Annotated in this window: 25 protein-coding genes and 1 tRNA gene; 9 read left to right on the forward strand and 17 right to left on the reverse strand. The window is 66.5% G+C overall.

Annotated features, from left to right (window positions below):
• Positions 1 to 113: 113 nt before the first annotated feature.
• Complete coding sequence (locus ACUVWL_RS12495; RefSeq protein ID WP_014646198.1) at positions 114 to 509, reverse strand: DUF2946 family protein; 396 nt, start codon at positions 507 to 509, stop codon at positions 114 to 116.
• Between the two features lie 241 nt (positions 510 to 750).
• Between ACUVWL_RS12495 and ACUVWL_RS12500 the strand changes: the two genes are divergently transcribed.
• Positions 751 to 1,329: a hypothetical protein gene (locus ACUVWL_RS12500; protein WP_032958533.1), complete on the forward strand. Its 579-nt coding sequence runs from the start codon at positions 751 to 753 to the stop codon at positions 1,327 to 1,329.
• Between the two features lie 32 nt (positions 1,330 to 1,361).
• Entirely contained in the window at positions 1,362 to 2,459 is a 1,098-nt protein-coding gene (locus ACUVWL_RS12505) for an XVIPCD domain-containing protein (protein WP_014646196.1), read from the forward strand.
• A gap of 34 nt (positions 2,460 to 2,493) precedes the next feature.
• Here ACUVWL_RS12505 and ACUVWL_RS12510 read toward each other — a convergent pair whose 3' ends face one another.
• A complete protein-coding gene (locus ACUVWL_RS12510) occupies positions 2,494 to 2,874 on the reverse strand; it encodes a tautomerase family protein (RefSeq protein WP_014646195.1) in 381 nt (126 codons plus the stop codon).
• Positions 2,875 to 3,440: 566 nt separating this feature from the next.
• Between ACUVWL_RS12510 and ACUVWL_RS12515 the strand changes: the two genes are divergently transcribed.
• Entirely contained in the window at positions 3,441 to 3,869 is a 429-nt protein-coding gene (locus tag ACUVWL_RS12515; protein ID WP_445978394.1) for a hypothetical protein, read from the forward strand.
• A 199-nt stretch (positions 3,870 to 4,068) separates the two neighbouring features.
• Positions 4,069 to 5,115, forward strand: a complete 1,047-nt coding sequence (locus tag ACUVWL_RS12520) for an RHS repeat-associated core domain-containing protein (RefSeq protein ID WP_080281850.1) — start codon at positions 4,069 to 4,071, stop codon at positions 5,113 to 5,115.
• A gap of 595 nt (positions 5,116 to 5,710) precedes the next feature.
• Here the strand turns inward: ACUVWL_RS12520 and ACUVWL_RS12525 are convergent.
• From ACUVWL_RS12525 to ACUVWL_RS12590, 14 genes are all read right to left on the reverse strand, one after another.
• Positions 5,711 to 5,785: transfer RNA gene (locus ACUVWL_RS12525), tRNA-Val, on the reverse strand.
• 116 nt (positions 5,786 to 5,901) lie between these two features.
• Positions 5,902 to 6,255, reverse strand: coding sequence for a PilZ domain-containing protein (locus tag ACUVWL_RS12530; protein WP_005412452.1), 354 nt, complete (start codon positions 6,253 to 6,255; stop codon positions 5,902 to 5,904).
• A complete protein-coding gene (locus ACUVWL_RS12535) occupies positions 6,252 to 7,208 on the reverse strand; it encodes a DNA polymerase III subunit delta' (RefSeq protein WP_445978395.1) in 957 nt (318 codons plus the stop codon). Before ACUVWL_RS12535 ends, ACUVWL_RS12530 begins: the two co-directional genes overlap by 4 nt.
• Positions 7,205 to 7,870: a dTMP kinase gene (gene tmk / locus ACUVWL_RS12540; protein ID WP_032958538.1), complete on the reverse strand. Its 666-nt coding sequence runs from the start codon at positions 7,868 to 7,870 to the stop codon at positions 7,205 to 7,207. Before tmk ends, ACUVWL_RS12535 begins: the two co-directional genes overlap by 4 nt.
• Positions 7,867 to 8,928 (reverse strand): endolytic transglycosylase MltG, encoded by a 1,062-nt coding sequence (gene mltG / locus ACUVWL_RS12545; RefSeq protein ID WP_445978396.1) that lies wholly within the window; start codon positions 8,926 to 8,928, stop codon positions 7,867 to 7,869. The genes tmk and mltG overlap by 4 nt, the downstream gene beginning before the upstream one ends.
• 192 nt (positions 8,929 to 9,120) lie before the next feature.
• Complete coding sequence (locus tag ACUVWL_RS12550; RefSeq protein ID WP_445978397.1) at positions 9,121 to 10,485, reverse strand: aminodeoxychorismate synthase component I; 1,365 nt, start codon at positions 10,483 to 10,485, stop codon at positions 9,121 to 9,123.
• Between the two features lie 92 nt (positions 10,486 to 10,577).
• The gene (gene fabF, locus ACUVWL_RS12555) at positions 10,578 to 11,840 is read right to left on the reverse strand and encodes a beta-ketoacyl-ACP synthase II (protein WP_032958543.1); all 1,263 of its coding nucleotides are present in this window, start codon (positions 11,838 to 11,840) and stop codon (positions 10,578 to 10,580) included.
• Between the two features lie 143 nt (positions 11,841 to 11,983).
• Entirely contained in the window at positions 11,984 to 12,223 is a 240-nt protein-coding gene (gene acpP / locus ACUVWL_RS12560) for an acyl carrier protein (RefSeq protein ID WP_005415509.1), read from the reverse strand.
• A 152-nt stretch (positions 12,224 to 12,375) separates the two neighbouring features.
• On the reverse strand, positions 12,376 to 13,119 hold the full coding sequence (gene fabG / locus ACUVWL_RS12565) for a 3-oxoacyl-ACP reductase FabG (protein ID WP_005408312.1): 744 nt from the start codon (positions 13,117 to 13,119) through the stop codon (positions 12,376 to 12,378).
• 82 nt (positions 13,120 to 13,201) lie between these two features.
• Positions 13,202 to 14,146, reverse strand: a complete 945-nt coding sequence (gene fabD, locus ACUVWL_RS12570) for an ACP S-malonyltransferase (protein WP_032958546.1) — start codon at positions 14,144 to 14,146, stop codon at positions 13,202 to 13,204.
• A gap of 159 nt (positions 14,147 to 14,305) precedes the next feature.
• The gene (locus ACUVWL_RS12575) at positions 14,306 to 15,088 is read right to left on the reverse strand and encodes a serine/threonine protein kinase (RefSeq protein ID WP_014646187.1); all 783 of its coding nucleotides are present in this window, start codon (positions 15,086 to 15,088) and stop codon (positions 14,306 to 14,308) included.
• Between the two features lie 77 nt (positions 15,089 to 15,165).
• Entirely contained in the window at positions 15,166 to 16,143 is a 978-nt protein-coding gene (locus ACUVWL_RS12580) for a beta-ketoacyl-ACP synthase III (protein WP_014646186.1), read from the reverse strand.
• Between the two features lie 90 nt (positions 16,144 to 16,233).
• Positions 16,234 to 16,428, reverse strand: a complete 195-nt coding sequence (gene rpmF, locus ACUVWL_RS12585) for a 50S ribosomal protein L32 (RefSeq protein ID WP_004154640.1) — start codon at positions 16,426 to 16,428, stop codon at positions 16,234 to 16,236.
• A 107-nt stretch (positions 16,429 to 16,535) separates the two neighbouring features.
• On the reverse strand, positions 16,536 to 17,045 hold the full coding sequence (locus ACUVWL_RS12590) for a YceD family protein (RefSeq protein WP_445978398.1): 510 nt from the start codon (positions 17,043 to 17,045) through the stop codon (positions 16,536 to 16,538).
• A 113-nt stretch (positions 17,046 to 17,158) separates the two neighbouring features.
• On the opposite strand from ACUVWL_RS12590, the gene ACUVWL_RS12595 reads away from it, so the two are divergent.
• Positions 17,159 to 17,728, forward strand: a complete 570-nt coding sequence (locus ACUVWL_RS12595) for a Maf family protein (protein ID WP_046429198.1) — start codon at positions 17,159 to 17,161, stop codon at positions 17,726 to 17,728.
• A gap of 101 nt (positions 17,729 to 17,829) precedes the next feature.
• On the opposite strand, the gene ACUVWL_RS12600 is transcribed toward ACUVWL_RS12595, so the two are convergent.
• A complete protein-coding gene (locus ACUVWL_RS12600; protein WP_445978399.1) occupies positions 17,830 to 19,665 on the reverse strand; it encodes a glycosyltransferase family 39 protein in 1,836 nt (611 codons plus the stop codon).
• A 42-nt stretch (positions 19,666 to 19,707) separates the two neighbouring features.
• Between ACUVWL_RS12600 and ACUVWL_RS12605 the strand changes: the two genes are divergently transcribed.
• Genes ACUVWL_RS12605 through ACUVWL_RS12620 form a run of 4 tightly spaced genes read left to right on the forward strand, consistent with a single transcriptional unit; the run spans position 19,708 to position 24,074 of the window.
• Positions 19,708 to 20,661 carry an AAA family ATPase gene (locus tag ACUVWL_RS12605; RefSeq protein ID WP_032958559.1) on the forward strand — a complete coding sequence of 318 codons (954 nt, stop codon included), beginning with the start codon at positions 19,708 to 19,710 and terminating at the stop codon, positions 20,659 to 20,661.
• A gap of 23 nt (positions 20,662 to 20,684) precedes the next feature.
• Positions 20,685 to 21,608 (forward strand): DUF58 domain-containing protein, encoded by a 924-nt coding sequence (locus tag ACUVWL_RS12610; RefSeq protein WP_049441032.1) that lies wholly within the window; start codon positions 20,685 to 20,687, stop codon positions 21,606 to 21,608.
• Positions 21,601 to 23,550 (forward strand): transglutaminase family protein, encoded by a 1,950-nt coding sequence (locus tag ACUVWL_RS12615; protein WP_445978400.1) that lies wholly within the window; start codon positions 21,601 to 21,603, stop codon positions 23,548 to 23,550. Before ACUVWL_RS12610 ends, ACUVWL_RS12615 begins: the two co-directional genes overlap by 8 nt.
• Entirely contained in the window at positions 23,547 to 24,074 is a 528-nt protein-coding gene (locus ACUVWL_RS12620; protein WP_014036182.1) for a Slp family lipoprotein, read from the forward strand. The genes ACUVWL_RS12615 and ACUVWL_RS12620 overlap by 4 nt, the downstream gene beginning before the upstream one ends.
• The last annotated feature ends 24 nt before the right edge of the window (positions 24,075 to 24,098 follow it).

The raw sequence follows: 24,098 nt of genomic DNA on the forward strand, positions 1-24,098 counted from the left end.
AGGCCACCCCGCAATGGCAGGGCAGCAATCAGAAAGGGACAGACACGCGCGTGCGGGCACCGGCCGTGGCCGGCAACCTCATGGAAGAACGTTCAATGCAGCGCGCGTGCGGCTCAGGCGGCCATCAGTGCCGGCGGCCCACGCGCGCCCAATGTGCCGCTGATCCGTTGCGGCAACGCCCGCACCGCGCCGCGCAGTGCGCGGCACACCGGTGCCATCGGCGCCAACAGCAGCACGGCCGCCACCAGCAGGGTGATCAGCCGTGCAGCGATCAGGCAGTAATCGCAGTCCACACCCATCTCATGATCGGCATGTGGATCGGCGGGCGGCTTCTTCGTGGCCCCGCCGTGCGGCATGGCCATTGCGTGATGGTCGTGGTGCCCTTCCATCGCGTGCAGCGCGTGCTCTGCGTGCATTGCGTGGTCCATGGCCGCCACCGGCGCAGCGGCAGCCACGTGACCATGCGCCAGCCAGCGGCTCACCAGCGGGGCGAGCAGCACCAGCAGCATGGCAAGCCATGCCAGGGCCTGGAACCGGCGGTGGAGGGCAGAACGGCACACGCCGCCATTCTACGGGGCGATGGCCAACCTTGGATCCCGTTCAGGGTTTGGCCCCTGCGACACGGTGACGCAGGGGCTCGCCTCCAGCGGCGACATGTGAGTGCACCGCACCGCGGTCCCTACGCTTGCAGGCCCCGCCTCGCCAACGTTAGGGTTCAGATGGCCACGGCAAGGAGCCAGAGGGATCCGCATGACCACTCGCATCACACACCGGCTGCGCATCAGCCTGCTCGGCCTGACCGCGTTGCTTGCCGCCTGTGCCGACAAGGGGCCGCCCCCACCGCCAGAGCCGCTGGAACTCTCACAGCCCATCGCCGTGGACACGCCGGGCCAGCAGGTGCAGTTCGAGTTCGAAACCACGGCGCGCAATTTTGCCAGCTACCGCACTTATGCGGTGGAACTGGAACTGCAGCGGCGAAGTCCAGCTACAACGGGCACGCCCGATATAGCAAGTATCAACATCCCATTCGAAGTATCCCTGCAGCGTCGGGAAGGTACTACCTGGCAGGAGATTGCAACACAGGACAGCTATCAGGCACGCGCGCGCAACGGTGTTGAGCCGCTCCCCTCGTGGCACCACTCTGAGAGCTGGCGCTATGCCTCGCTCGCATCAGGCAGCGACGGCAGCTACCTCCTGAACGTGACAGCGCTGCCGCTGGAGCTCGACAGCAGATACCGGCTGCAGATTCAAACGGTCCATGCCATATCAGGACTGCAAGACTATTCGGCAAGGCTAGTCGTGCACGCCTCGCGTCCTGCAGGGAAGTGACACCATTCATTCGAAGGAACGAAGGAGTTTCCATGAACAAGCCCCGCTACAGCCTGGACATTGTCATTGCCGCACCCGGCACCCCACTGCTCGATCCCGATTCGGGAAAGCAGCAGCTGACGCCCGATGGCACTCCTGATACTTCCGGGCCTGGCCACATGTTCTACGTTCTGCACGCTCCAGGTAAAGCGGCGCAGAGTTTCGGCTTCGCACCCGTCGAGCATGGCAGCATGAATGGTCCCGGGCGCATCGTCAGAGACGACGTGAAAGTCTATAAGGACCCCGCCCATGTCCGTACCATCGAAATCACCGAAGCCCAGTACAACAAGCTCAAGGCGTTCGGCGACGATCCAGTGGCGCACGGCTTCAGCAAGCACTACGCCGACGTGCGTCACAACTGCGTGGACTTCACCTGGGACGCATTGAATCATGCCGGCATCCAGCGCAAGCACAGCCTGGACGTGAACAGCATCGGCGGCCCCGTCGGCCAATTGCTGCCAGACGTCCGCATTCCGCTGGGCGTCCAGTCACAGGGCAAGGACGGTTATCGCCCCCTGCGCAACATCCATGGCGTGGACAGCATTGAACCGCCCTTCCCCAACAGCGAACTCAACCGCACCACCACCCATCCCCTGCCCGAGCGCAGCTTGAAGCAGCGTCTGCTCAGCGAAACCGATGGCATTGATGGCCCCTTGGGCGAGCGTCTGGCTGCGGACGCGCGCGCACCGGGGCACAGCCTTCATGCCTTGGACCAGAAAGTGCGTACCGCACTCGCCCAGGCCAGCGAACAGCAGGGACTGCCCCCCGGACAGGAGCACGAACGACTGGCCGGCCATCTGACCCACGCGGCGGTGCAGGCCGGCTTCAGCGAAAAGGACACGCTGCAGGTGGCATTCAGTTCAAACAGCACCGCCGAGGCACCCGGCTACGTATTCCTGCATCGCAGCGGCGACACCGCCTCGCCGGACCCTGCCGCCAATCGCCAGCGCCTGTCCCTGCTCGATACGCAGCAGGGCGACGCGGACACGCTGTATCAGCAGGTCAACGTGCAGCAGCAATCCCGCGACGCAAGCCGGCTGGCGCAGGACGAGCAACAGGCACAACAGCAGGCGTCGCCGCGCATGGCCTGACCAAACCGCGTCAGGCGCAGGCACCGTTCCCGCATCAACTCACGTACTGCGCCTGCCCATTGCCAAACGACCAGTTCTCCTTCTTCACCTCCACCAGATTGATGAACACGTCTTCGCGGCGGATGCCCACCGCCGCATGCAGGCCGTCGGCGATGCCCAGGTACAACGCCTTCTTCTGCTCCAGCGTGCGCCCTTCGTTCCAGGTGATCTGGATGCAGATGAAGTCGTCGGTGCGATCCACGCCCAGGTAGCCGGGGTCGTGGATCAGCGTGCCGGGCGCGTGTTCCTGGAAGATCTGGAAGCGATCATTTTCCGGCACCCCCACCGCGCGCATGGCCTGGTAGATGGTTTCGCCGACGCGTTGCAGGTAGTCGGCGGATTTACCTTTGCGAAGATCGATGCGGGCGAGCGGCATGGTGGCACTCCAGAGTGGATGGGCACGGCAACGGGCTGAGACTACGCCTGCCCGGGGCGGCGGGACAGCGCAGGGATGGAACCCTCTGGCTCCATGCGTGGCATGGTCCCGCCTCCGCCGCGCAGGGTGACGCGATTGCCGTGGCGGCGCCGCTCTGGAGTCGTCTCGTGCACGGTCGGCAGGGGCGGCGATGTGCGCCATCAGTGATGGGCCGCACTACTCGCAGGTGTCCGACGGCACACATCGGAAAACGTCTGGCCTGCCTAGGGCCAGTTGAGAACTTTCCTTACAGACTGATGTGATGGCCCGGCTTGAAGATCGCCGCGCCGAGGCAAGACGCCTTGGCCGGGATTGGCGTCTCGAATAAACGAACAGGCTTCAAGGACTGCGAGAGAAATCGCAGTTGAGAGAATGCACCGACTGCCCTCAATGGCGGGCGGTGCGTGGGGATCGCAAGATCCGCCAGGCGTTCTTCTCCCTTGAAGCTTGTTTGCCTTGGCACGCCAACCCGCACCGTCCGCCACCTTCACTCCAGAAGGTGGCCCTACGCCAGTGAGGGTTTCGCCATGACCAACCGAACCGCCATCCATCCCCGCCTGCACGCGCTTATCGGCGACGTCGCAGCCGACGTGCCCGAAGACCTTGCGCGTGAGATCGAATGCGCTCTAGCGGAGCGACTGCTGCCGCCTTCGCGCCCAACGTTCCTTTCCTGCCTCGATGCCATCCGCGCCGGTGATGACCAAGCCGGGCGCGCATGTACCCCGCAGACACTCAGCGCCACAGGCTTCGGCTCGCTCGACCGCTCGCTGGCCGCTTTGAATGCCGTACTGGATCTACTGCATGCCGCCGAACGTGCGCGCCTGGATAGCGATCCGCAGGATCAACTCGGTGACTTCCATCGGGACGGATTGATCGTTGCCGCACGCCAGATCGCGCGCGCTGCACAGGATGGGCTAGGCCATGCCATGGGATTCGCGGCAGGAAGACCTGGCTGATGCACGTGCAGCAAAGATGGCCCATTGCTGGAGGCCCTTTTTGTTCTGCAACATGGTAGGTGGCACAGGGATGGACGCGGCTCTTCTACCCAGCGAAGGCGGCCATTGCGGTATATGATCCACTCGGATCGGTGCACGAACGCCACGGTCATACTGCCTAGTCAAGTCATCTTGGACAGCGCTTTCGGGGAAAGAAAGGATGCATACATTCAAAAGGAACGCGGGCGATGAATCCGCCTGCGCATCAAGGGTTGGAGTTCGTCTCCGAACACTGGTTGCAGCAAGTACTTGGCTACACATTGCGCTGCCAATTGGGCTTGGCCTGCCTCCATCCGCGAACGCTGCAGGTCCGGAGACGGTTACCTACATTCATACCGACGCCCTTGGCTCCCTTGTTGCTGAGAGCGACGCCAACGGCAACGTGATAAAGCGTTATGACTACGAGCCCTATGGGACCCTGGTAGGAGGACAGGTCACCGACGGACCCGGATACACAGGGCATGTGAGCGACTCGACTACGGGCTTGAGCTACATGCAACAGCGATACATGGATCCGGAGCTGGGAGTCTTCCTCTCAGTGGACCCGGTCTCAGCGTATGACCAGCCTGTAGGCCAGTTCAATCGCTATCGGTATGCCAACGGGAATCCGTACAAATTCACTGATCCAGATGGGCGAAATCCAGCCCTGCCATTCATCTATGGCGCGATAGCGGGGGGCCTGTCCAATATTGCCATCCAGAAGCTGATGAATCCGGATAAACCAATCGATCAGACGCAGGCATTGATAGCAGCAGGGGTGGGTTCGGTCTCAGGCGGCGTGGGCGGTATCGCTGTCGCAGCCGTGGAGTCTGGAGTGATTTCTGTCGGCCGAGCCGTTGCCATTCAAGCAGCGGCGAATTTCGTCACTGGCGGCGCCGGTGCCGCCGCAGAGAGCGCCCTCAAGGGAGAGCCGATTTCCGCTGGTGGAGTGCTCACGGCAGCGACCGGAGGCGCTGTTGGTGGTCTGGCAGGTTCCGGTGTTGCAGCTGCAGCAGGCGACTTCGCGGGACCAGCCGCCAAAGGCGCTCTGAATAGGCTGAGCAGCTCCGCATCTCCCGGCGCCCCGAACATCGCCTCCACCACCGCATCAACAGGAGTCGCAATTCCTCGTCAGTCGATCACACAAGCGGGAGCATCACAGCTAGGGCAGAGCACCGCCGGAGCCGCCGTAGATGCGGCACAAAAGACGATGGAGAAGAAGAAGTGAATCCAGTACTACGTGGCTTTCTCGCATACCAAGCCGGGGGCATTCTCGTTCTTGGCGCCCTCTACTTCATTGCGATTCAATCAGGAAATCCGCATCCCTTTCGCGCATCATTCAGATTGTGGGCGGCGTATGCAGTTTTCTTTGCTGCCATATCTGCATTTGAGCTAGTAAAGCGACGACGGTATCGCAATCGGCGATGATCGGCCTCTGAAGTCGGGCTGCGCTCAACAATCGAATGAGAATCGAAAAGCGCTGAACCTAAAATCGGTCATCCAGACGTCCTCGAACTTCGACCATCGACTTGCAAGGACACGGATAGTGGAGTTCACGAAGGGTTTCGAGTACGAAAGCGTACAGGTGATAGTGGAGCGGGTAATCGAACGCAGAGACCTGCTTGACTATGTACGCACAAGCCTTTTCGCTAGGGAAAAAGTCAAAGCGGGCCAGGGTAAGCTAGTAGAGTCCCATATCCATCTGACGGCGAGTCACCGGTTACTTGGAGCCGACACGACCTCCATGCACTTACTCTGCGCATACGAAAAAGCCGGCTGAAAGCCGGCTTCTTCGTAACACCTGAAAAGTCAGGTCTACTATTTGGTGGGCGGTACAGGGATCGAACCTGTGACCCTTGCCGTGTGAAGGCAATGCTCTACCGCTGAGCTAACCGCCCGGTGTGTTGCTGAGCCGCTCATTATAGGGGCTTTTCAGAGGCCGTCAACAGTTTTTCACAGTCGTGTTCACGGCGTTTCGGGGCACGCAGCCGGGCATGGCCCGGCGCTACCGGAATCACATCGTATGGGTCGGCTTGTCCGAGCCGGTCAGCCCGGCCAGCAGGGTCTCGATCTTGTGCCGCACGCCCTCGCCTTCGGCACCGTCGGCCAGCTGCACGCCGATGCCGGCGGTGCGGTTGCCCTGTGCGCCGGCCGGGGTCACCCAGATGACCTTGCCGGCCACCGGCAGGCGCTCGCTGGAATCGGGCAGCGTCAGCAGCAGGAACACCTCGTCGCCCAGGAAGTAGCGCTTGGGCGTGGGCACGAAGATGCCGCCATTCTTCACGAACGGCATGTACGCGCTGTACAGCGCGGCTTTGTCCTTCACAGCCAGGGACAGGATGCCCTGGCGGGCGTTGCTGGCACTCATCGATTTCCCCTTGCGGCAGGCCGCTCGTTCACCTTGTTCCAGGCCAGCAGCAACTCGACCACCGCAAGGTCTGCACGCACCGTGGTGCGCAGCAGGTCGCGGGTGCGGTTGGCCGCATCGAACCAGGCTGCAAGCTTGTGCAATCGCTCCGGCGTGGTCAAGGCGTCGGTACTGGCCTGGGCCAGCGCCAGATCGGCAGCGAAGCGCAGGCGCAGCGCCGCGTTGTCATCACCACACCACTTCTGCGCCAGCTCCACCGCGCCGGTCTTGCCGGCGGCCAGCTGTTCCAGATCTCGACCGACTTCGCGGCGCAGGCTCAGGCCGTCTTCGCGCAGCCAGTTGTCGGCCTGGCCGGGATGGCCGCGGGCGGCGTCCAGCGCTTCGCGCGCCAACGCCTCGTTATGGCCCTGCTGCTGCAGCCAGGCCAGTGCTTCGTGCTGCGGCGGCAGCTTGAACTCCAGTCGCTGGCAACGGCTGCGGATGGTCTGCGGCAGGCGTGCCGGGTCGCTGCTGATCAGCCACAGGTAGCGACCGGGCTGCGGCTCTTCCAGGGTCTTCAGCAGCGCATTGGCCGCCGAGCGGTTGATCGCATCGGCCGGGTCGACGATCACCACCTGCGCCACGCCGTACTGCGGGGTCAGCGCCAGCTTGTCGGTGATCTCGCGCACCTGCTCGATGACGATCTCGGTACGCAGCTTGTCGCCGCTCTTGTTCGGAATGAAGCTGACCAGCTGCAGGTCCGGATGGGTGCCGGCGGCGATCAGCTGGCGCGTGCGCGTGGCATGCGTTGCATCACCCCGCGCCAGCACGTGGTCGGCCAGCGCCAGCGCCACCTCGCGCTTGCCCAGCCCGGCCGGGCCGCAGATCAGCAGGCCATGACCGAGGCGACCGGCGTCGAGCGCAGCCACGGTCTGGTCGAACGCGCGCTGCTGCCACGGCGAAAACGTGCTCATGCGCCCTCCCCTTCCTGCAGCCAACGCTCGACATGTGCGACCACATCGGCGGCCACGCGTTCCTGCACCTGGCCGGCGTCGATCAGCGCGAAGCGCTGCGGGTCCTGCTGTGCGCGGCTGCGGAACACGGCGCGCACGCGCTGGAAGAAGTCGTCCTGCTCGCTCTCGATGCGGTCCGGCCACAGGTCGCGACCGTTGGCGCGCGCGCGGCCGACGGCCACGTCCACGTCCAGCAGTAGGGTCAGCCCTGGCAGCAGGCCGACTGCGCGGCGCTCCAGGTCGGCAATCCACTGCGGGTCAAGCCCGCGGCCACCGCCCTGGTAGGCGTAGCTGGAATCGGTGAAGCGGTCGCTCAGCACGTAGGCGCCGCGCTGCAGCGCCGGCCGGATCACCTGGCGCACATGCTGCGCGCGCGCGGCGAATACCAGCAGCAGCTCGGCTTCGGCGCTGAGCGGTTCGGCGGCGATCTCGGCATCGGGCTTCAGCACCAGGCCGCGGATGCGCTCGGCCAGCGGCGTACCGCCCGGCTCGCGGGTCAGTACCACCTCGTGGCCGTGGCGTCGCAGGCAGTCACGGATGGCATTGATGGCGGTGGTCTTGCCTGCGCCCTCGCCGCCTTCCAGGCTGACGAAACGCGGGTGGCGAAGCAGCGCGGGACTCATTGCGCCGGGGTCTCCTGGGTACGTTGCTGGCGCAGCTGCTGCAGGTAGCGGGCTACGGCGGCGTTGTGCTGGTCCAGGCTGGGCGAGAACACGTGCGCGCCGCTGCCGTCGCCCGCGGCGACGAAGTACAGCGCATCACCGGCGGCCGGCTGCGCCGCGGCCATCAGCGCGTCGCGACTGGGCATGGCGATCGGGGTCGGGGTCAGGCCGGCACGGGTATAGGTGTTGTACGGCGTATCGGTGGTCAGGTCGCGGCGGCGGATGTTGCCGTCATACGCGGCACCGATGCCGTAGATCACGGTCGGGTCGGTCTGCAGGCGCATGCCGATCTTCAGGCGGCGCATGAACACGCCGGCGATCTGCGGGCGCTCGCTGGCCAGCGCGGTTTCCTTCTCGATGATCGACGCCAGCGTCAGCAGTTCGTAGGGCGTGTTGATCGGCAGGTCCGGCGCGCGGCTTTCCCAGGCTTCGTCCAGCGCCTTTTCCATTGCGGCGTGGGCGCGCTTGAGCACGTCCAGATCACTGTCTCCGCGCTGGTAAACGTAGGTCTCCGGCAGGAAGCGGCCTTCCGGGTGCTGGCCACCGAAGCCAAGGCGCTGCATCAACGCGGCGTCATCCAGGTTGTCGGTGGTGTGCAGCAGCGGCTCGGCGCGCTTGAGTGCGGCACGCAGCTGGCGGATGTTCCAGCCCTCGACAATGGTGACGCGGTGCTGCAGCACCTTGCCGGCGCGCATGCGCAGCAGCAGCTCGCGCGGGGTCAGCTCGCCACTGAGCGCGTACTCGCCCACCTTCAGTTTGCCGGCCGCATCGAGCTGGCGCGCCAACAGCTGCCACTGGGTGTCCTGGCCCTCGTCCACGCCGGCATCGCGCAGCTTGCGCAGCACGCTGTTCATGCCATCGCCGCTGGCGATGACCACGCTCTCGGCGGTCGGGGTGATCGGGGCATCGGCGAACCGGGTCTGCTGGTAGAAAAACCACGCGCCCGCGCCGGCCACGACGGCGGCCAGCACCACCACCAGCGTTACCACGAACAGACACCCGCGCTTGGCTCCCGCCATGGATTACCTCTGAACTCGATTCCGTCGTGCAGGATACCGTGCCGATGGATTGGGGTCATGACCGGGGTGGCGCCTGCGTGCCGGCCAACGGTCGATCAGTAGATCCACGCCATGCGTGGATGAACGCCCGGCGGCATGACTGCGGGGGTCAGAGCCCTCGCGCGGTGCGCAAGGGATCCGACCCCGACCGGATCAGCCCTGCTGGCCGAGCGCGCGCAGCAGGCCGCGGGCCTTGGCGCGGGTCTCGTCCAGTTCCTTGTCCGGGTCCGAATCGACCACGATGCCGGCGCCGGTGCGGAAGCTGACTTGGCGGCCATCCACTTCGGCGGTGCGGATCAGGATGTTCAGGTCCAGGTCGCCATCGCGGTTCAGCCAGCCGAACGCGCCGGTGTAGGCACCACGCGGCACCTGCTCCAGCTCGCTGATGATCTGCATGCAGCGCACCTTGGGGCAGCCGGTGATGGTGCCGCCCGGGAACGTGGCGGCGATCACCTCGCCGGGGGTGACCTCCGGGCGCAGGTGGCCGCTGACGTTGCTGACGATGTGGTGCACGTGCGCGTAGCTCTCCACGGTCATCAGCTCGTCGACCACCACGGTACCGGGCATGCAGATGCGGCCCAGGTCGTTGCGCTCCAGGTCGATCAGCATCACGTGCTCGGCGCGCTCCTTGGGGTGGCCGACCAGCTCCTGGATGCGTGCGGCATCATCGTCCCCCTCGAAGCGCGGACGCGTACCGGCAATCGGACGGGTCTGCGCGTGGCCGGCATGCACCGACACCAGCCGCTCCGGCGAGGAACTGACCACATGGCGGCCGTGGGCGCTGAACAGGCCGGCGAACGGTGCCGGATTGGCACGGCGCAGCTGCGCGTACAGCGCCTGCGGGCTGACCGGCGCAGCGAACTGCGCGCTCCAGCGCCGCGACAGGTTCACCTGGAACACGTCGCCGGCACGCAGGTACTCGATCACCCGACGCACGCCGTCGGTGAAGCGCTGCGGCGCATCCTCGCCCACCGCCTGCGGCGGCTGCCAGCCCTGCCCGGCCTCGGGCAGCGCGGCCGAGGCCAGTGCCACCAGCGCATCCAGCAACGCCTGCTCGCCGGCCTCGGCGATGACGAAGCTGGCGCCGTTGTGATGGTCATGCAGCACCGCGGCCGGGCAGCGCAGCGCCAGCGCGGTCGGGCGGCCGTCCTCGCGCGCACGCGCCGGCAGCACCGGTTCGATCTGGCTGGCCACTTCGTAATCGAGCATCAACGCCCAGCCGCCGCGGAACGGCAGGCTGTGGCTGCCGTCATGCGGCAGGCGTTCGCGCTGCCAGGCACGGTCCAGCACCTGCAGGAAGCTGCCGGCGTGCACCGCGTCGTGCTGGTCGCGCACCTGGCCATCCGCATCCAGTCGCAGGCCATCGCCCTGCGCGGCCAGCAGCAGGCTCCAGCGGCCCTGCGCGGTGCCCGAGGCAGTGGATTCCATCAGCAGCGGAAAGCGCGCCGGGTCATGCTGCTGCAGGGCCAGCAGATCGATCGGGTGCGGCAGCGGGTGGATCAGCGGTGCGTGGGTCATGGCAGCCAGTTCTGGGGTTCAGATGCACGGAAGCCGCCTTGCGGCGGCTCCGTAGAACGCGGCGTCGAGCATGGCCCGACGCTACAACTCGGTCAGACGCGCTTGAAGACCAGCGTGCCGTTGGTGCCGCCGAAGCCGAAGCCATTGGACATCACCACGTCGACCTTGGCCTGGCGTGCTTCGTTGGGCACGTAGTCCAGGTCGCAGCCTTCGCCCGGCTGCTGCAGGTTGATGGTCGGCGGGATGACGTTGTCCTGCAGTGCCATCACCGAGAAGATCGCTTCCACGCCGCCGGCAGCACCCAGCAGGTGGCCGGTCATCGACTTGGTGGAGCTGACCATCATCTTGTAGGCGTGGTCGCCGAAGGCGGTCTTCATCGCCATGGTCTCGCCCAGGTCGCCCAGCGGCGTGGAGGTACCGTGCGCGTTGAGGTAGCCCACCTGTTCCGGGCTCACGCCCGCGTCCTTCATGGCCATGGCCATGCAGCGCGCGGCGCCTTCGCCGTTCTCGCTCGGTGCGGTCATGTGGTACGCGTCGGAGCTGGCGCCGAAGCCGGCCAGTTCACAGTAGATCTTCGCGCCACGCGCCTTGGCGTGCTCGTACTCTTCCAGGATCAGGATGCCGGCGCCGTCGCCCAGCACGAAGCCGTCACGGTCCTTGTCCCACGGGCGCGAGGCCTGTTCCGGGGCATCGTTGCGGGTGCTCATGGCCTTCATCGCGCAGAAGCCGCCCAGCGCGGTCGGCGACGAGCCACGCTCGGCACCGCCAACCACCATCACGTCGGCGTCGCCGTACTGGATCATGCGCATCGCGGTACCGATCGAATGGTTCGAGGTCGCGCAGGCCGACACCGCCGAGAACGACGGGCCCTTCAGGCCGGTGATGATGCTCAGCTGGCCCGGCAGCATGTTGATGATGGTCTTGGGCACGTAGAAGGGCGAGATCTTCTTGCCCTCGTGGAACTCGATGGTCTGCTCTTCGATGCCGAGCAGGCCGCCGATGCCGGCGCCGACGATGGCGCCGATGCGCTCGGCATTGGCGTCGGTGATCTCCAGGCCCGAGTCGTGCAGGGCCATGAACGAGGCACCGAGGCCGTAATGGATGAACGGGTCCATCTTCTTGGCATCCTTGCCGCTGACCCGGAACTTGCCGAACAGTTCATTGTCGGCGGTGATGTCGAATCCCTTGACCTCACCGGCAATCTTGGTGGTGAACCGATCCAGATAGGCATCAGAAACGTTGGTCAGCGGACCGATGCCCGAACGACCGTGGGTGATGCCTTCCCAGCTGCTGGCCAGATCATTGCCCAACGGCGAGACGATACCCAGGCCGGTTACGACGACGCGACGCTTCATTGCTGATTCTCCTGGCCCGGCTGATTTCAACGGGCAACGCGGTTTGCTTCGGTGTGATGCTCAAACACACGGGGCCGCAACTGCGGCCCCATGGGGTGCGGTGCGCGGCGAGCGTGGGCCCGCGCGCGCACTGCCGTCTGACATCAGGCCTTGACGTGGGCCTTGATGTAGTCGATGGCGGCCTGCACGGTGCTGATCTTCTCGGCTTCTTCGTCCGGGATCTCGCACTCGAATTCTTCTTCCAGGGCCATCACCAGCTCGACGGTGTCCAGCGAGTCAGCGCCCAGGTCATCGACGAACGATGCGCTGTTGGTGACTTCTTCTTCCTTGACGCCAAGCTGTTCGACGACGATTTTCTTGACGCGTTCTTCGATGGTGCTCATGGGATCTCGCTCCAGATGGAGTTGTGGTTCAAAAGTGGTCGCCATCAAAGGCGATGGCCGTGGGATAGTGTAGTGGAAACCGGCGCGGCCTTGCATTGCAGCAAAAACCTCCGCAGATCAACCACTTGCGGCGCAATCCCTGCGCCCCTTGCTTACGGCATGTACATGCCGCCGTTCACATGGAGGGTTTCGCCGGTGATGTAACCGGCAGCCGGGCTGGCCAGGAAGGCCACCGCATGGGCGATGTCTTCCGGCGACCCCAGGCGTTCGAGGGCGATGTCGTTGATCAGCGCGGTGCGCGCTTCTTCCGGCAACGCCTTGGTCATGTCGGTGTCGATGAAGCCAGGTGCGACAACATTGACGGTGACGCCGCGCGAACCGATTTCCTTGGCCAGCGACTTGCTGAAGCCGATGATGCCCGCCTTGGCCGCGGCGTAGTTGGCCTGGCCGGCATTGCCGGTCACGCCCACCACCGATGCGATGTTGATGATGCGGCCCTTGCGCGCCTTCATCATGCCGCGCATCACCGCCTTGCTGGTGCGGAACACGCTGGTCAGGTTGGTGTCGATGATCGACGCCCAGTCCTCGTCCTTCATGCGCATGAGCAGGTTGTCGCGGGTGATGCCGGCATTGTTGACCAGGATCGAGATCGGGCCGAATTCCTTGGCGATGCCATCGAGCACGCTGTCCAGCGCGGCGGCATCGGTGACGTTCAGCGCGCGGCCGTGACCACCGTGGGCGGCCAGGCGTTCGCCGATCGCGGCAGCGCCGGATTCAGTGGTGGCGGTACCGATGACGGTGGCGCCCTGGGCGGCCAGCAGATCGGCGATGGCGGCACCGATGCCACGGCTGGCGCCGGTGACCAGTGCGATTTCACCCTGCAGGGGCTTGCTCATGATGTTTTCCTCAGGCTGGGGCGACCGCCGCACCCGTGCCGCTTGCCGCGGCCACCGGTACGGTCGGCAGGAACAGGGGGGATCAGGCCGACCATGCCTCGCGGGCGGCTTCGAAGTCGCCCGGCGTGGCCAGCGAACGGCCGTCGATGGCCTTGTCGATGCGCTTGACCAGGCCGGTCAGCACCTTGCCCGGGCCGCACTCGGCGATCCGGGTGACGCCACGGGCAGCCAGCGCCTGCACGCACCCGGTCCACTGTACCGGCTGGTACAGCTGCTGGACCAGCGCGGTGCGGATCGCGTCGATGCCGCTGTGCACCTGGGCGTCGACGTTCTGCACCACTGGCAGCTGCGGCGCGTGCCAGGACAGGCCGGCCATCACTTCGGCCAGGCGGTTGGCGGCTTCGCGCATGAGCGGGGTGTGCGAGGGCACGCTGACGGCCAGCTTGACCGCCTTGCGCACGCCCTTCTCGGCCAGCAGCGCCAGCGCACGGTCGACCGCGTCGGCGTCGCCACCGATCACGATCTGGCCCGGCGAATTGAAGTTGGCCGGCACCACCACCTGGCTGCCTGCCGCTTCGGCGCAGACGTCCAGCACCAGCTGGTCTTCGGCGCCGAGCACGGCGGCCATGGCGCCGACACCGGCCGGTGCGGCTTCCTGCATCAGCTGGCCGCGCAGGCGCACCAGGTGCGCACCGTCATGCAGGCTCAGTGCGCCTGCGGCAACCAGGGCGGTGTACTCGCCCAGGCTGTGGCCGGCCAATACCGACGGGCGCGGACCGCCCACGGCGTTCCAGGCGCGCCACACGCCGATGCTCGCGGCCAGCAGGGCCGGCTGGGTGTATTCGGTACGGTTGAGCATTTCCTCCGGGCCGCCCTGGGACAGCGCCCACAGGTCGACGCCGGCACCATCGGATGCCTCGGTGAAGGCTTCACGCACCTGTGGGTGCAGTTCGGCCAGCTCGGCCACCATGCCCACAGACTGCGAGCCCTGGCCGGGGAAGACAAAAGCGAGGGTGGATACGGTCACGCGGTCATCCGCTTGTTGCAATCGAAGCGGGCCATGATAAGGGCGAATCCGCTGTGTCGTCTGTACGTGCGCGTATGCAGGCGTATGGAGCGCGGCCGGGCAAGCGCAACGGGGTCAGATCCCTTTTCCTGCGGAAAAGGGATCTGACCCCTATCAGCCTCAGCAGAACAGCTGCAGGACGTCCAGGTCGCCGTCGGCGAGGAAATCCACGCACAGGCCCACCAGCATCAACACGCCGGCGGTGCTGGCGCCGTGGGCGATGAAGATGGAATGGGCCAGCGCGCGCGCCGAACGGCCCAGCTTCATGCAGACCCGGGCCAGGCTGCGCAGGCGGCCGCTGACCGCATGCACGTGCTCGCGCACCGGCGCCTGAACGTCACCCATCGCCTCGGCCATCATCGCCTGCAGGTGCCCGGGGCGGTCGGCGTAGTACTTGGCCACGCCGTAACCGAACATCAGCCAGTCGCGGGCCTGCGCTTCGGACAGATCCATCACTTCCAGCGGATCTTCCTCGAAATCGATGAAGCCGACCTTCTCGCCATCCCATGTGAGGTTGCGCGGCAACGGCTGGCCGAAATAGGCGCCGCGGGCATGAGCTTCAGCAATGGCCAGCATCGCCGCCATCACCAGCCGATCGCGACCGGCTTCGTCGGCTTCGCGCAGGCAGGTATTGAACGAGCTGCCGTTGTCGCCGATCACCAGCGCGGCATGGCCGGTGCCCAGTACGTCCGGCACGTTCACACCCTGCGCCTGCAGTTCCGCGAGGCGGCGGGCCTCGGTTTCGCGTGCGGCGTCGCCACCGCGGTGCGGCGGCGGGCGCAGCGCATCCAGATGGAAACGGCGCGCAACAAAATTGAGCAGGCCCAGGGCCATTGCCCGGCTTCCCTTGCCGTACTGCTTCAGCCAGGCACGTTGCCCTTCGATGACGATGGGCTCAACCATGACAGGTCCTCCTTAAACGCGTTACGGCCCCGAAGGGGCCGTAACGACAAGACTTCACATTGTCGTAACTTGCACTATCAATAGCGCAGCAGGGCCGAACCCCAGGTGAAGCCGCCGCCGAAGGCCTCCAGCAGCAGCAACTGGCCACGCTCGACCTTGCCCGAACGCACCGCGGCATCCAGCGCCAGCGGCACCGAGCCGGAGGAGGTGTTGCCGTGCTTGTCGACGGTCACCACGACCTGGTCCATCGACATCTCCAGCCGCTTGGCGGTGGCTTCGATGATGCGCAGGTTGGCCTGGTGCGGGATCAGCCAGTCCAGGTCGGACTTGTCCAGGCCGTTGGCGGCCAGGGTCTCGTCCACGACCGAGTCCAGCGCCTTGACGGCGTACTTGAACACGTCGTTGCCCTTCATGTTGATGGTGCCGCCACCGTTGGCGCCGTCCTTGAAGCCGGTCGAAACGCCGACCGGGTTCCACAGCAGTTCCTTCTTGCTGCCATCGGCATGCAGGTGGGTGCTGAGGATGCCGGTGTCTTCGTCGGCCTTGAGCACGACGGCGCCGGCGCCATCGCCGAACAGCACGCAGGTGGTGCGATCGTTCCAGTCGACCATGCGGGTCAGCGTTTCGGTGCCGATCACCAGCACGTGCTTGCAGTCGCCGGAGCGGATGAACTTGTCGGCCACGCCCAGCGCGAACACGAAGCCGGAACAGGCTGCGTTGACGTCGAAGGCGGGGCACCCGGCCACACCGAGCTTGGCCTGGATCAGGCACGCGGTGGACGGGAAAATGAGATCAGGGGTGGTCGTGCCGACCACGATCATGTCGAGCTGCGAGGCATCGATGCCTGCGGCTTCAAGCGCGCGCAGGGCGGCGTTGTAGCCAAGGTCGCTGGTGGTTTCGCCTTCGGCCGCGATGTGCCGTTCACGAATGCCGGTGCGCGACTGGATCCACTCATCCGAGGTTTCGACCATTTTTTCCAGGTCGGCGTTGGTCAGGACTTTTTCCGGCAAATAGCTACCGGTGCCCGCGATCCTCGAATAGATCCGCTTGCTCATCATGTTTCCTGTTGCGCGGGCCGCCGATCACCGGCACGCCCGGGAAAGAAGGCAAAGGCCGCTGCCCGGAGGCAGCGGCCTTCCGGCACATCAATCTTCTTCGACGGCCGAGGTCTTGGTCTGGATGACCTTCTTGCCGCGGTAGAAACCGTCGGCAGTGATGTGGTGACGCAGGTGCACTTCGCCGGTGGTCGGGTCGGTCGACAGCTGCTTGGCGCTCAGGGCGTCGTGGGCACGACGCATGCCGCGGCGGGACGGGGTGACACGGGATTTCTGCACAGCCATGGGATTGCTCCAAACTCGGTTCGATTTGCTTCGTCGTATCGTCGCGCAGGACGCCAGCGCCCAGCACACTTTCGCTTTCGCCGCAGCCGCCGACGACAATCCGGCTGCTATTGTTTCTTCAGTGCTGCCAACGCCGCAAACGGGTTGGCCTTCTTCGTTTCTTCTTCGCTCGGTGCCCAGTCCTTGTCGACTGCTTCACCGTCGGGCGACAGCGGCACCACGGGCACCGCCAGCACCAATTCGTCCTCGACCAGATCCAGCGGACGCAGCTGGCCGTCTTCCGGCACCAGCAACGCCTCGTATTCCTCCGGCAGGGACGATTCCTCGTCCTCGTCGCGGATCAGGCCAAGCCTCTGGGTCACCTTCACCGGCAACAGGAATCGCTGCATGCTGCGCTGACAGGTCAGCGGCAGCGCGGTGTCGATGGTCACTTCCACATAGGATACCCGCAAGACGTCGTCGCGACCGAATTCAAGCGAGTAGACACACTCGCCGTCGGTATCTGCGACCAACCCCTGCAGGCGGGTCAATTCAGCCAGGGAGACCTGACCGTCGAAGCGCCTTCGCGCTACAACCATCCGCCAGGCATCCAGCGTTTCGGGCACGTTCGCGGACATAAGCCGCTGAATACTAAGGATCGCACCGCCCGCTGTCAAATGCCCGCCCTGCAGCACTTGCCGCTGGCGCCGTGGAGGGGCCAGACTGCCGCGCCCTGCCCCGGTATTGTCACATGTCACTGGTCCTGGCCTCCACCTCCCGCTACCGTCGCGAACTGCTGGAACGGCTGGGCCTGCCCTTCGACTGCGCACGCCCGGACGTGGATGAAACCCCTCTGGGCGCCGAGACCCCGCTGGCCCTGGCCACGCGCCTGGCCGCCGCCAAGGCCGCCGACGTGGCCGCCCGCCATCCGGGCGCCTGGGTGATCGGCTCGGACCAGGTGGCCGACCTGAACGGTCAGCCGCTGGGCAAGCCGGGCACGGTCGAGGCGGCCTGTGCGCAGCTGGCGGCAATGTCCGGACAGACGGTGCGCTTTCACACGGCCATCAGTCTCAGGCGGGATGGAGAATCCCTCGCCACCCTGGATCTGACCGAAGTACGCTTCCGCGTGCTGGACCCGCAGGAAATCATCCGCTACGTCGCCGCCGAGCAGCCGCTGGACTGCGCCGGCAGCTTCAAGTGCGAGGGCCTGGGCATCAGCCTGTTCGAGGCAATCGACAACCGCGACCCGACCGCGCTGGTCGGCCTGCCACTGATCGCGCTGTGCGGCCTGCTGCGCAGGGCTGGATTCGCGGTGCCGTGAACGGTGGAGCCGAGCCCTTGCTCGGCCGTTTTTTTCGAGGCTGCCCACCATCTGTAGCAGAAGCAGCCGAGCATCGGCTCGGCTCTACAGGACCAGGGACCTCAACGAACTTCGAACGGCTGCTCCTGCCACGCCTCCACGCTGCCGTCGCGGCCGTGCAGGCGCAGGCCAAGCCAATGCCGCCCCGGCGCCAGCGTGGTGGTATCCAGCAATGCGTCGAAGCCCACCGCCGGATGCTGCGGATCGGTGCTGTCCGGCCAGGTGTGGCGGATGTCGAACATGCGCCCGTAGCGCGCATCGCCAATCGAATGGCCATCGACCAGCACTTCGATGCGCGCCAACCCCACGCCATCCTTGAATGCCCAGCCCTTGATGGCGAGCGTTCCGGAGACCTTCTCACCGTTGGACGGCGCATCCAGCCAGGCCATTGCCGGCGTCACGCAGGGCCCCTGCGCGCGCTGCACCGGCAGCTGGAACAGCAGGAAGCGCTGGAAACCATGATCGCTGCTGACCACGCGCGGCGCCGGCAACGGCCCCACCTGCTCGCAGATCGCGTGATAGCGCGCCAGCAGATCGCGGTAGCGCTGGTCGCTGGGTGACAGCACCAGCAGCATCGGCGCACTGCGCGGGCCTTCGTGCAGCAGGCCCCACTGTGCCAGCTGTGCGGTCCGCCCATGCTTGTCGTTGAGCGGGTGCGGCAGCACCTCGATATCACCGTTGCCCAGCTGGAAGCCCAGTTCGGCACCGACCTTGAAGTTGCCCGCCAGCACACGCGTGCCCGGCGGCATCTGCCGCAGTTCGTCGCGCACCGCCACGGCCAGCGGCTGCCAGCCGGCAAAGTTGCGCGGGTAGTACTTGCTGCCGGCCATCTGCTCGCGCAGCGCCGGCGTGGACGCCATCAGGTAGTAGCCGAAAGCCAGTACGGTGCCTGCAGCTGCCAGCCACCAGCCGGTGCGGCGCAGCCAGCGTGGCCAGCCGTTGAGGACCACCGGCACGGCCACCAGCAGCGCCAGGTAGCCCGGCAACGGCCAATGGAAACTGATCCGCTCGACATCGGTGAAGAAGCCCAGCAGGAAGATGCCCAGCGTCGACACCCCGCCCACCAGGCCGAAATAGCGCCATTGCACCCGCACACCACCACCGCTGCGGGTACCCGCCAGGGCGACCTTCCACATCGCGATGCACAGGATCGGCGTCACCAGCATCGGCTGGATCACCAGGAACCACAGCCCTTCCCACTCGAACGTCCACGGGTGGCGCTCGACCACCTGGAACTTCAGGCCGGCATCATGGTTGTCCGCATTCCACGCCAGCAACGGCAGCCAGGCCAGTACACCCACCGCCAGCGCCACCCATACGCGCGGGTCGGCCAGCATGCGGCGGCCCTGCGGCAGCGCCAGCAGCGCAATGAAGCCGACACCGATGACGCCAATGAAACGGTAGTGGCTGAGCGCACCGATCAGCAGGCCCAGCGCCAGCTTCATCGCCGACGACGCATCCACGTTGTGCAGCAGGCGCGCACCGGCCTGCAGGCAGATCACCGCCGCAAGCGCCATCGGCACATCCGGCACGGCCAGCAGGCCCAGCGTGGCCGACAGCGGCATCAGCAGGGTCAGGCTGCCCGCCTGCCACCCTGCGACGTTGCCAAACCAGCGCGTGGCGATGCGCACCACCAGCAACGGCAGCAACGCACCGATGGCCAGGAACGGCAGGCGCAATGCGAGCACGTGATGGCCACCGATTTCCACGCCCAGGCGTGCAAGCCATGCTGTCAACCCCGGCAGGTCGGAATAGGCGGCGGCCAGGTGCTGGCCTTCCTGCCAATAGAACGCCTCATCGACGAACAGCGGCAGGCGTGCAGCCACCACCAGCTTGGCCGCTGTGATCAGCGTCCATAACCAGAGAAATATTGCCCGCGCGCGCTGTTCGCCTTGCATTGCTCTATGGATAATCGAGTGGATTCCAGACCTGAGACGATCATGCCAGCCTCGTCCCCCAATCCCAGCATGCTAACCGATCAACTGCGCCAGGCCCTGCGGGAGGCACAGGATCAGGTGAACGCACTGGTACTGGGCAAGGTGCCGGAAGTCAGGCTGGCCTTTGTCGCCCTGCTTTCCGGCGGCCACCTGCTCATCGAAGATCTGCCCGGGCTGGGCAAGACCACGCTGGCGCATGCATTGGCCAGCAGCCTCGGCCTCAGCTTCCAGCGCGTGCAGTTCACTTCCGACCTGTTGCCGGCGGACGTACTGGGCGTATCGGTGTACGAGGCCGGCAGCCGCCAGTTCCAGTTCCACCCCGGCCCGGTGTTCACCCACGTGCTGCTGGCCGATGAGATCAACCGCGCACCGCCGCGCACGCAGAGTGCGTTGCTGGAGGCGATGGCCGAGCAGCAGGTCACCCTGGATGGACAGACGCATCCACTGCCCGATCCATTCTTCGTGATCGCCACGCAGAACCCGGTCGACCTGTCCGGCACCTTCCCGTTGCCGGATTCGCAGCTCGATCGTTTCCTGCTGCGGCTGGCGATGGGCTACCCGAGCGTGCAGGCCGAGCGCGAGCTGCTGCGTGGCAGCGATCGCCGCGACCTGATCGCCCGCGCGGTGCCGAAGCTGGATGACACCCAGGTGCGTGCGCTGCGTGAAGCCGTTGGCCAGGTACACGCCAGCGACGCGCTGATCGACTACGTGCAGGCACTGTTGACCCGCAGCCGCCAGCATGCCGGCGTACGCGTGGGCCTGTCACCGCGCGCCGGGCTGGCCCTGCTGCGTGCCGCCAGGGCGCATGCACTGCTGCTCGGCCGCGGGCATGTGGTGCCCGAAGACGTGCAGACCCTGTTCGTGGCAGTGGCCGGCCATCGCCTGGTGGCGGAGGCCGAATCCAGCTCCGGGCCGGCACTGGCGCGGGCGATCCTGCAGACCGTCGCGGTGGACTGAAGGTGGCCACACGCTGGGCACGCATGCAGCTGCTGGCACGCCCACGCAGGCCCGAAGCCCTGCCGCAGCGACTGGATCGCCATCGCATCTATGTACTGCCGACGCGCTTCGGCCTGTTCGTCGCCACCCTGCTGTCGGCGATGCTGCTGGGCGCATTGAACTACAACAACAACCCGGCCCTGCTGCTGGCACTGTTGCTGGCCGCAGCAGCGATCGCCAGCGCCATTGCCGCGCACCTGCAGCTGTCCGGCATACAGATCGATGCAATCTCCGCCGAGCCGGTTCCGGCCGGGCACCCCCTGCGCCTGCGCGTGGACCTGTCGTTGCGCGACCCGCGCGCGCGCCACGGGCTGCACCTGCAGCTGGGCGCAAGCGAGGCGTGGGTCGCACTGCCTGCACACGGTCGCGGCGAAGTGGAGCTGGATGTCCCCAGCGAGCGCCGCGGCTGGCTGGAACTGCCGCGCATCCGCCTGTCCAGCACGCAGCCGCTGGGGCTGGTGCGGGCATGGTCGTGGGTGTGGCCGGAGCAGCCGCTGCTGGTTTATCCACTGGCCGAGGCACTGGCACCACCCCTTCCGGAAAGTGGCAGCGATCCACTGCACACCCGCGCCCATGCCAGTGGCGAAGAGCTGCACCAGCTGCGCCCCTATCGTGCCGGCGACGCCCCGCGCAGCATTGCCTGGAAACACTCGGCACGCCGCGACAGCCTGCTGGTACGCGAATACGAGAAGCCGATCGGCATCGAAGTGGTGCTGGACTGGCGCACGCTGGCGCCGCTGGGCCATGAAGCACGCATCGCGCGGTTGGCACGCTGGGTCGACATGGCCGAGCGCGAAGGCCGGCGCTACACGCTGCTGCTTCCAGCCCATCCCCCGTTCGGGCCCGGCCAGGGCGCCAGCCACCACCACCTGTGCCTGCGCGCACTGGCGCTGATGCCCCATGACTGAGCCTGCCGTCCTGCTCGATCGCAACGCCCGCAGCTGGACCCTGGCCAGCGCAGCGCTGGCACTGCTGCCACTGCTGCTGCAGCTGCCGCCGGTGCTGGCCGTCGTGATCGCGATCACCGCCGTGCTGACCGCTGCGCTTTCCTGGCGGCGGGTGCTGCCGATGCCGGTGCGCCTGCTGCTGGTGCTGGCCATGCTCGCCACCATTGTCTGGCAGATGGGCATGGTGCGGCCGGGGCGTGATACCGGCTGTGCGCTGCTGGCGGCGATGCTGGCCATCAAATCCAGCGAACTGCGCAACCTGCGTGATGCGCGCAGCCTGCTCGGTTTCGCGCTGTTCTCGCCGTTCGCGGCCTTCCTGCTCGACCAGGGCCCGCTGACCACGGGACTGGCTGCGCTGGCCGCGGTTGCCGCACTGCTGGCCCTGCAACGCCTGGCCCAGGACGAGGGCCGCAGCCCACGCCTGCCACTGCACGGTCAACTGCGCGGCGTCGGCCGCCTGCTTGGCATCGGCCTGCCGCTGGCACTGGCCTGCTTCTGGCTGTTCCCGCGCTTGTCCACGCCGTTGTGGGGCGTACCCGAACGAGCGGTGGGTACACCCGGCCTGGCTGACAGCATGGCGCCGGACCAATGGCTGGACCTGATGGCCGACGACACCCCGGCGCTGCGCGTGCAGTTCTTCGGCGCGGTGCCCGAGCCCACGCAGCGCTATTGGCGCGGCCCGGTGCTGACCTCCTTCGATGGCCACCGCTGGAGCCGCGATCGCGCGACGGCCCGGCGCCCCGCCCCCGTGGTCGAAGCCGCCGCACAGGGATGGGACTACCAGATCGACTACGAACCCACCGACCGTCGCCTGCTGGTGGCCCTGGACCTGCCCAGCCGCGCACCGGAAGGCAGCAGTTTCGATGCGGACATGAGCCTGCGCAGCGACCGCACGCTGTCCGCGCTCAGCCGCTGGCGGTTGCATTCGGCGCCTCCGCAACGGTTCGACACCGATCTGTCGCCCTACCTGCGCCGTGCCGCGCTGCAGCTTCCCCCCGGCTTCAATCCACGCACCGCCCAGCTGGCACGGCAATGGCGGCAGGAGGCCGGCAACGATGACGAAGCCATCGTCCGCCGAGCGCTGCAGTGGATCACCCGCGACTTCTCCTACACGCTCGATACCCCGGTGGCCGGGCGCGATCCGGTCGACGATTTCCTGTTCAACTACAAGGCCGGCTTCTGCCAGCACTTCAGCTCGGCCTTCGTGGTGCTGATGCGCAACGCCGGCATTCCGGCCCGGGTGGTGACCGGCTTCGCAGGTGGCACCCGCAACCGCATCGGGGACTACTGGGTAGTGCGGCGCATGGACGCCCACGCCTGGGCCGAAGTCTGGCTGCCCCAGCGCGGCTGGGTCCGGGTCGACCCGACTGCGGCCGTGGCACCGGAACGCATCCTGGACACGCTGGACGACCGCTTGCAGGCCGGCACGGACACCCCGCTGCAGCAGCGCTGGCTGCAGCTGGGGCAGATGGGTGACTGGCTGCGCCGTGGCTGGAACGACCTGGTGCTTTCCTTCGACGCACGCCGTCAGCAGCAGCTGCTCAGGCCGCTCGGGCTGGATGATCTCGGGCCGGCGCAGCTGGTGGCCGGCTTCGTGGTCGCCGCACTGCTGGCATTGGCATGGATGGCCTGGCTGCTGGCCCGCGGCGAGCGCGAGCGCGACCCGCTGCTGCGCGCCTGGCACCGGCTGGGGCGGCGCTATGCACGCCTTGGCCTGGCCCGCGTACCCCACGAGACGGCATGCGACTGGTCACGACGGGTACACGCCGTGCGCCCCGACCCCGCCCTGCTGGCACTCAGCCACCGTTTCGCCGACGCGCGTTACGCTGGAACTTGCACCGACCTCGCTTCATTATTGCGGGACCTGCGCAGGCATCGCCCGACTTCCGGAGCCTCCCCATGAACACCAAGTTCCTCCTCACCGCTGTGGCCACGCTGGCCCTGTCGGCCTGCGCCACGGCCCCCAAGCCGCTGCAGGGACAGTTCAGCCTGGTCTCCCCGCGCGACTCGGTCGCCACCCAGCAGGTCGGCACGCCGGTCCGATGGGGTGGTCGCATCATCGAGACCAAGCCCGGCCAGGGCGAGACCTGCTTCCAGATGATCTCGCGCCCCCTCAACGCCAGTGGCCGCCCGAACACCACCTCGTCCGACGCCAGCGACGGCCGCTTCATTGCCTGCCGCGCCGGCTTCTACGACCCGGCCGTGTTTGAAGCCGGCCGCGACGTGACCTTCATCGGCAAGATCGACGGCTACCAGAACACCCGCATCGGGGAGTACGACTATCGCCTGCCGAAGCTGTCGGCCGATGTCATCTACCTGTGGCCGGAACAGCGCCAGGTCGATGTGGTGCCCTACCCCTATGGCCCGTGGGGCCCGGGCCCGTATGGCCCGTACTGGGGTGGTTACGGCCGTTGGGGCTGGTGGTGATCGCCACCGGCCATGCGTGATCGA

This window comes from Stenotrophomonas muris (assembly GCF_052751275.1).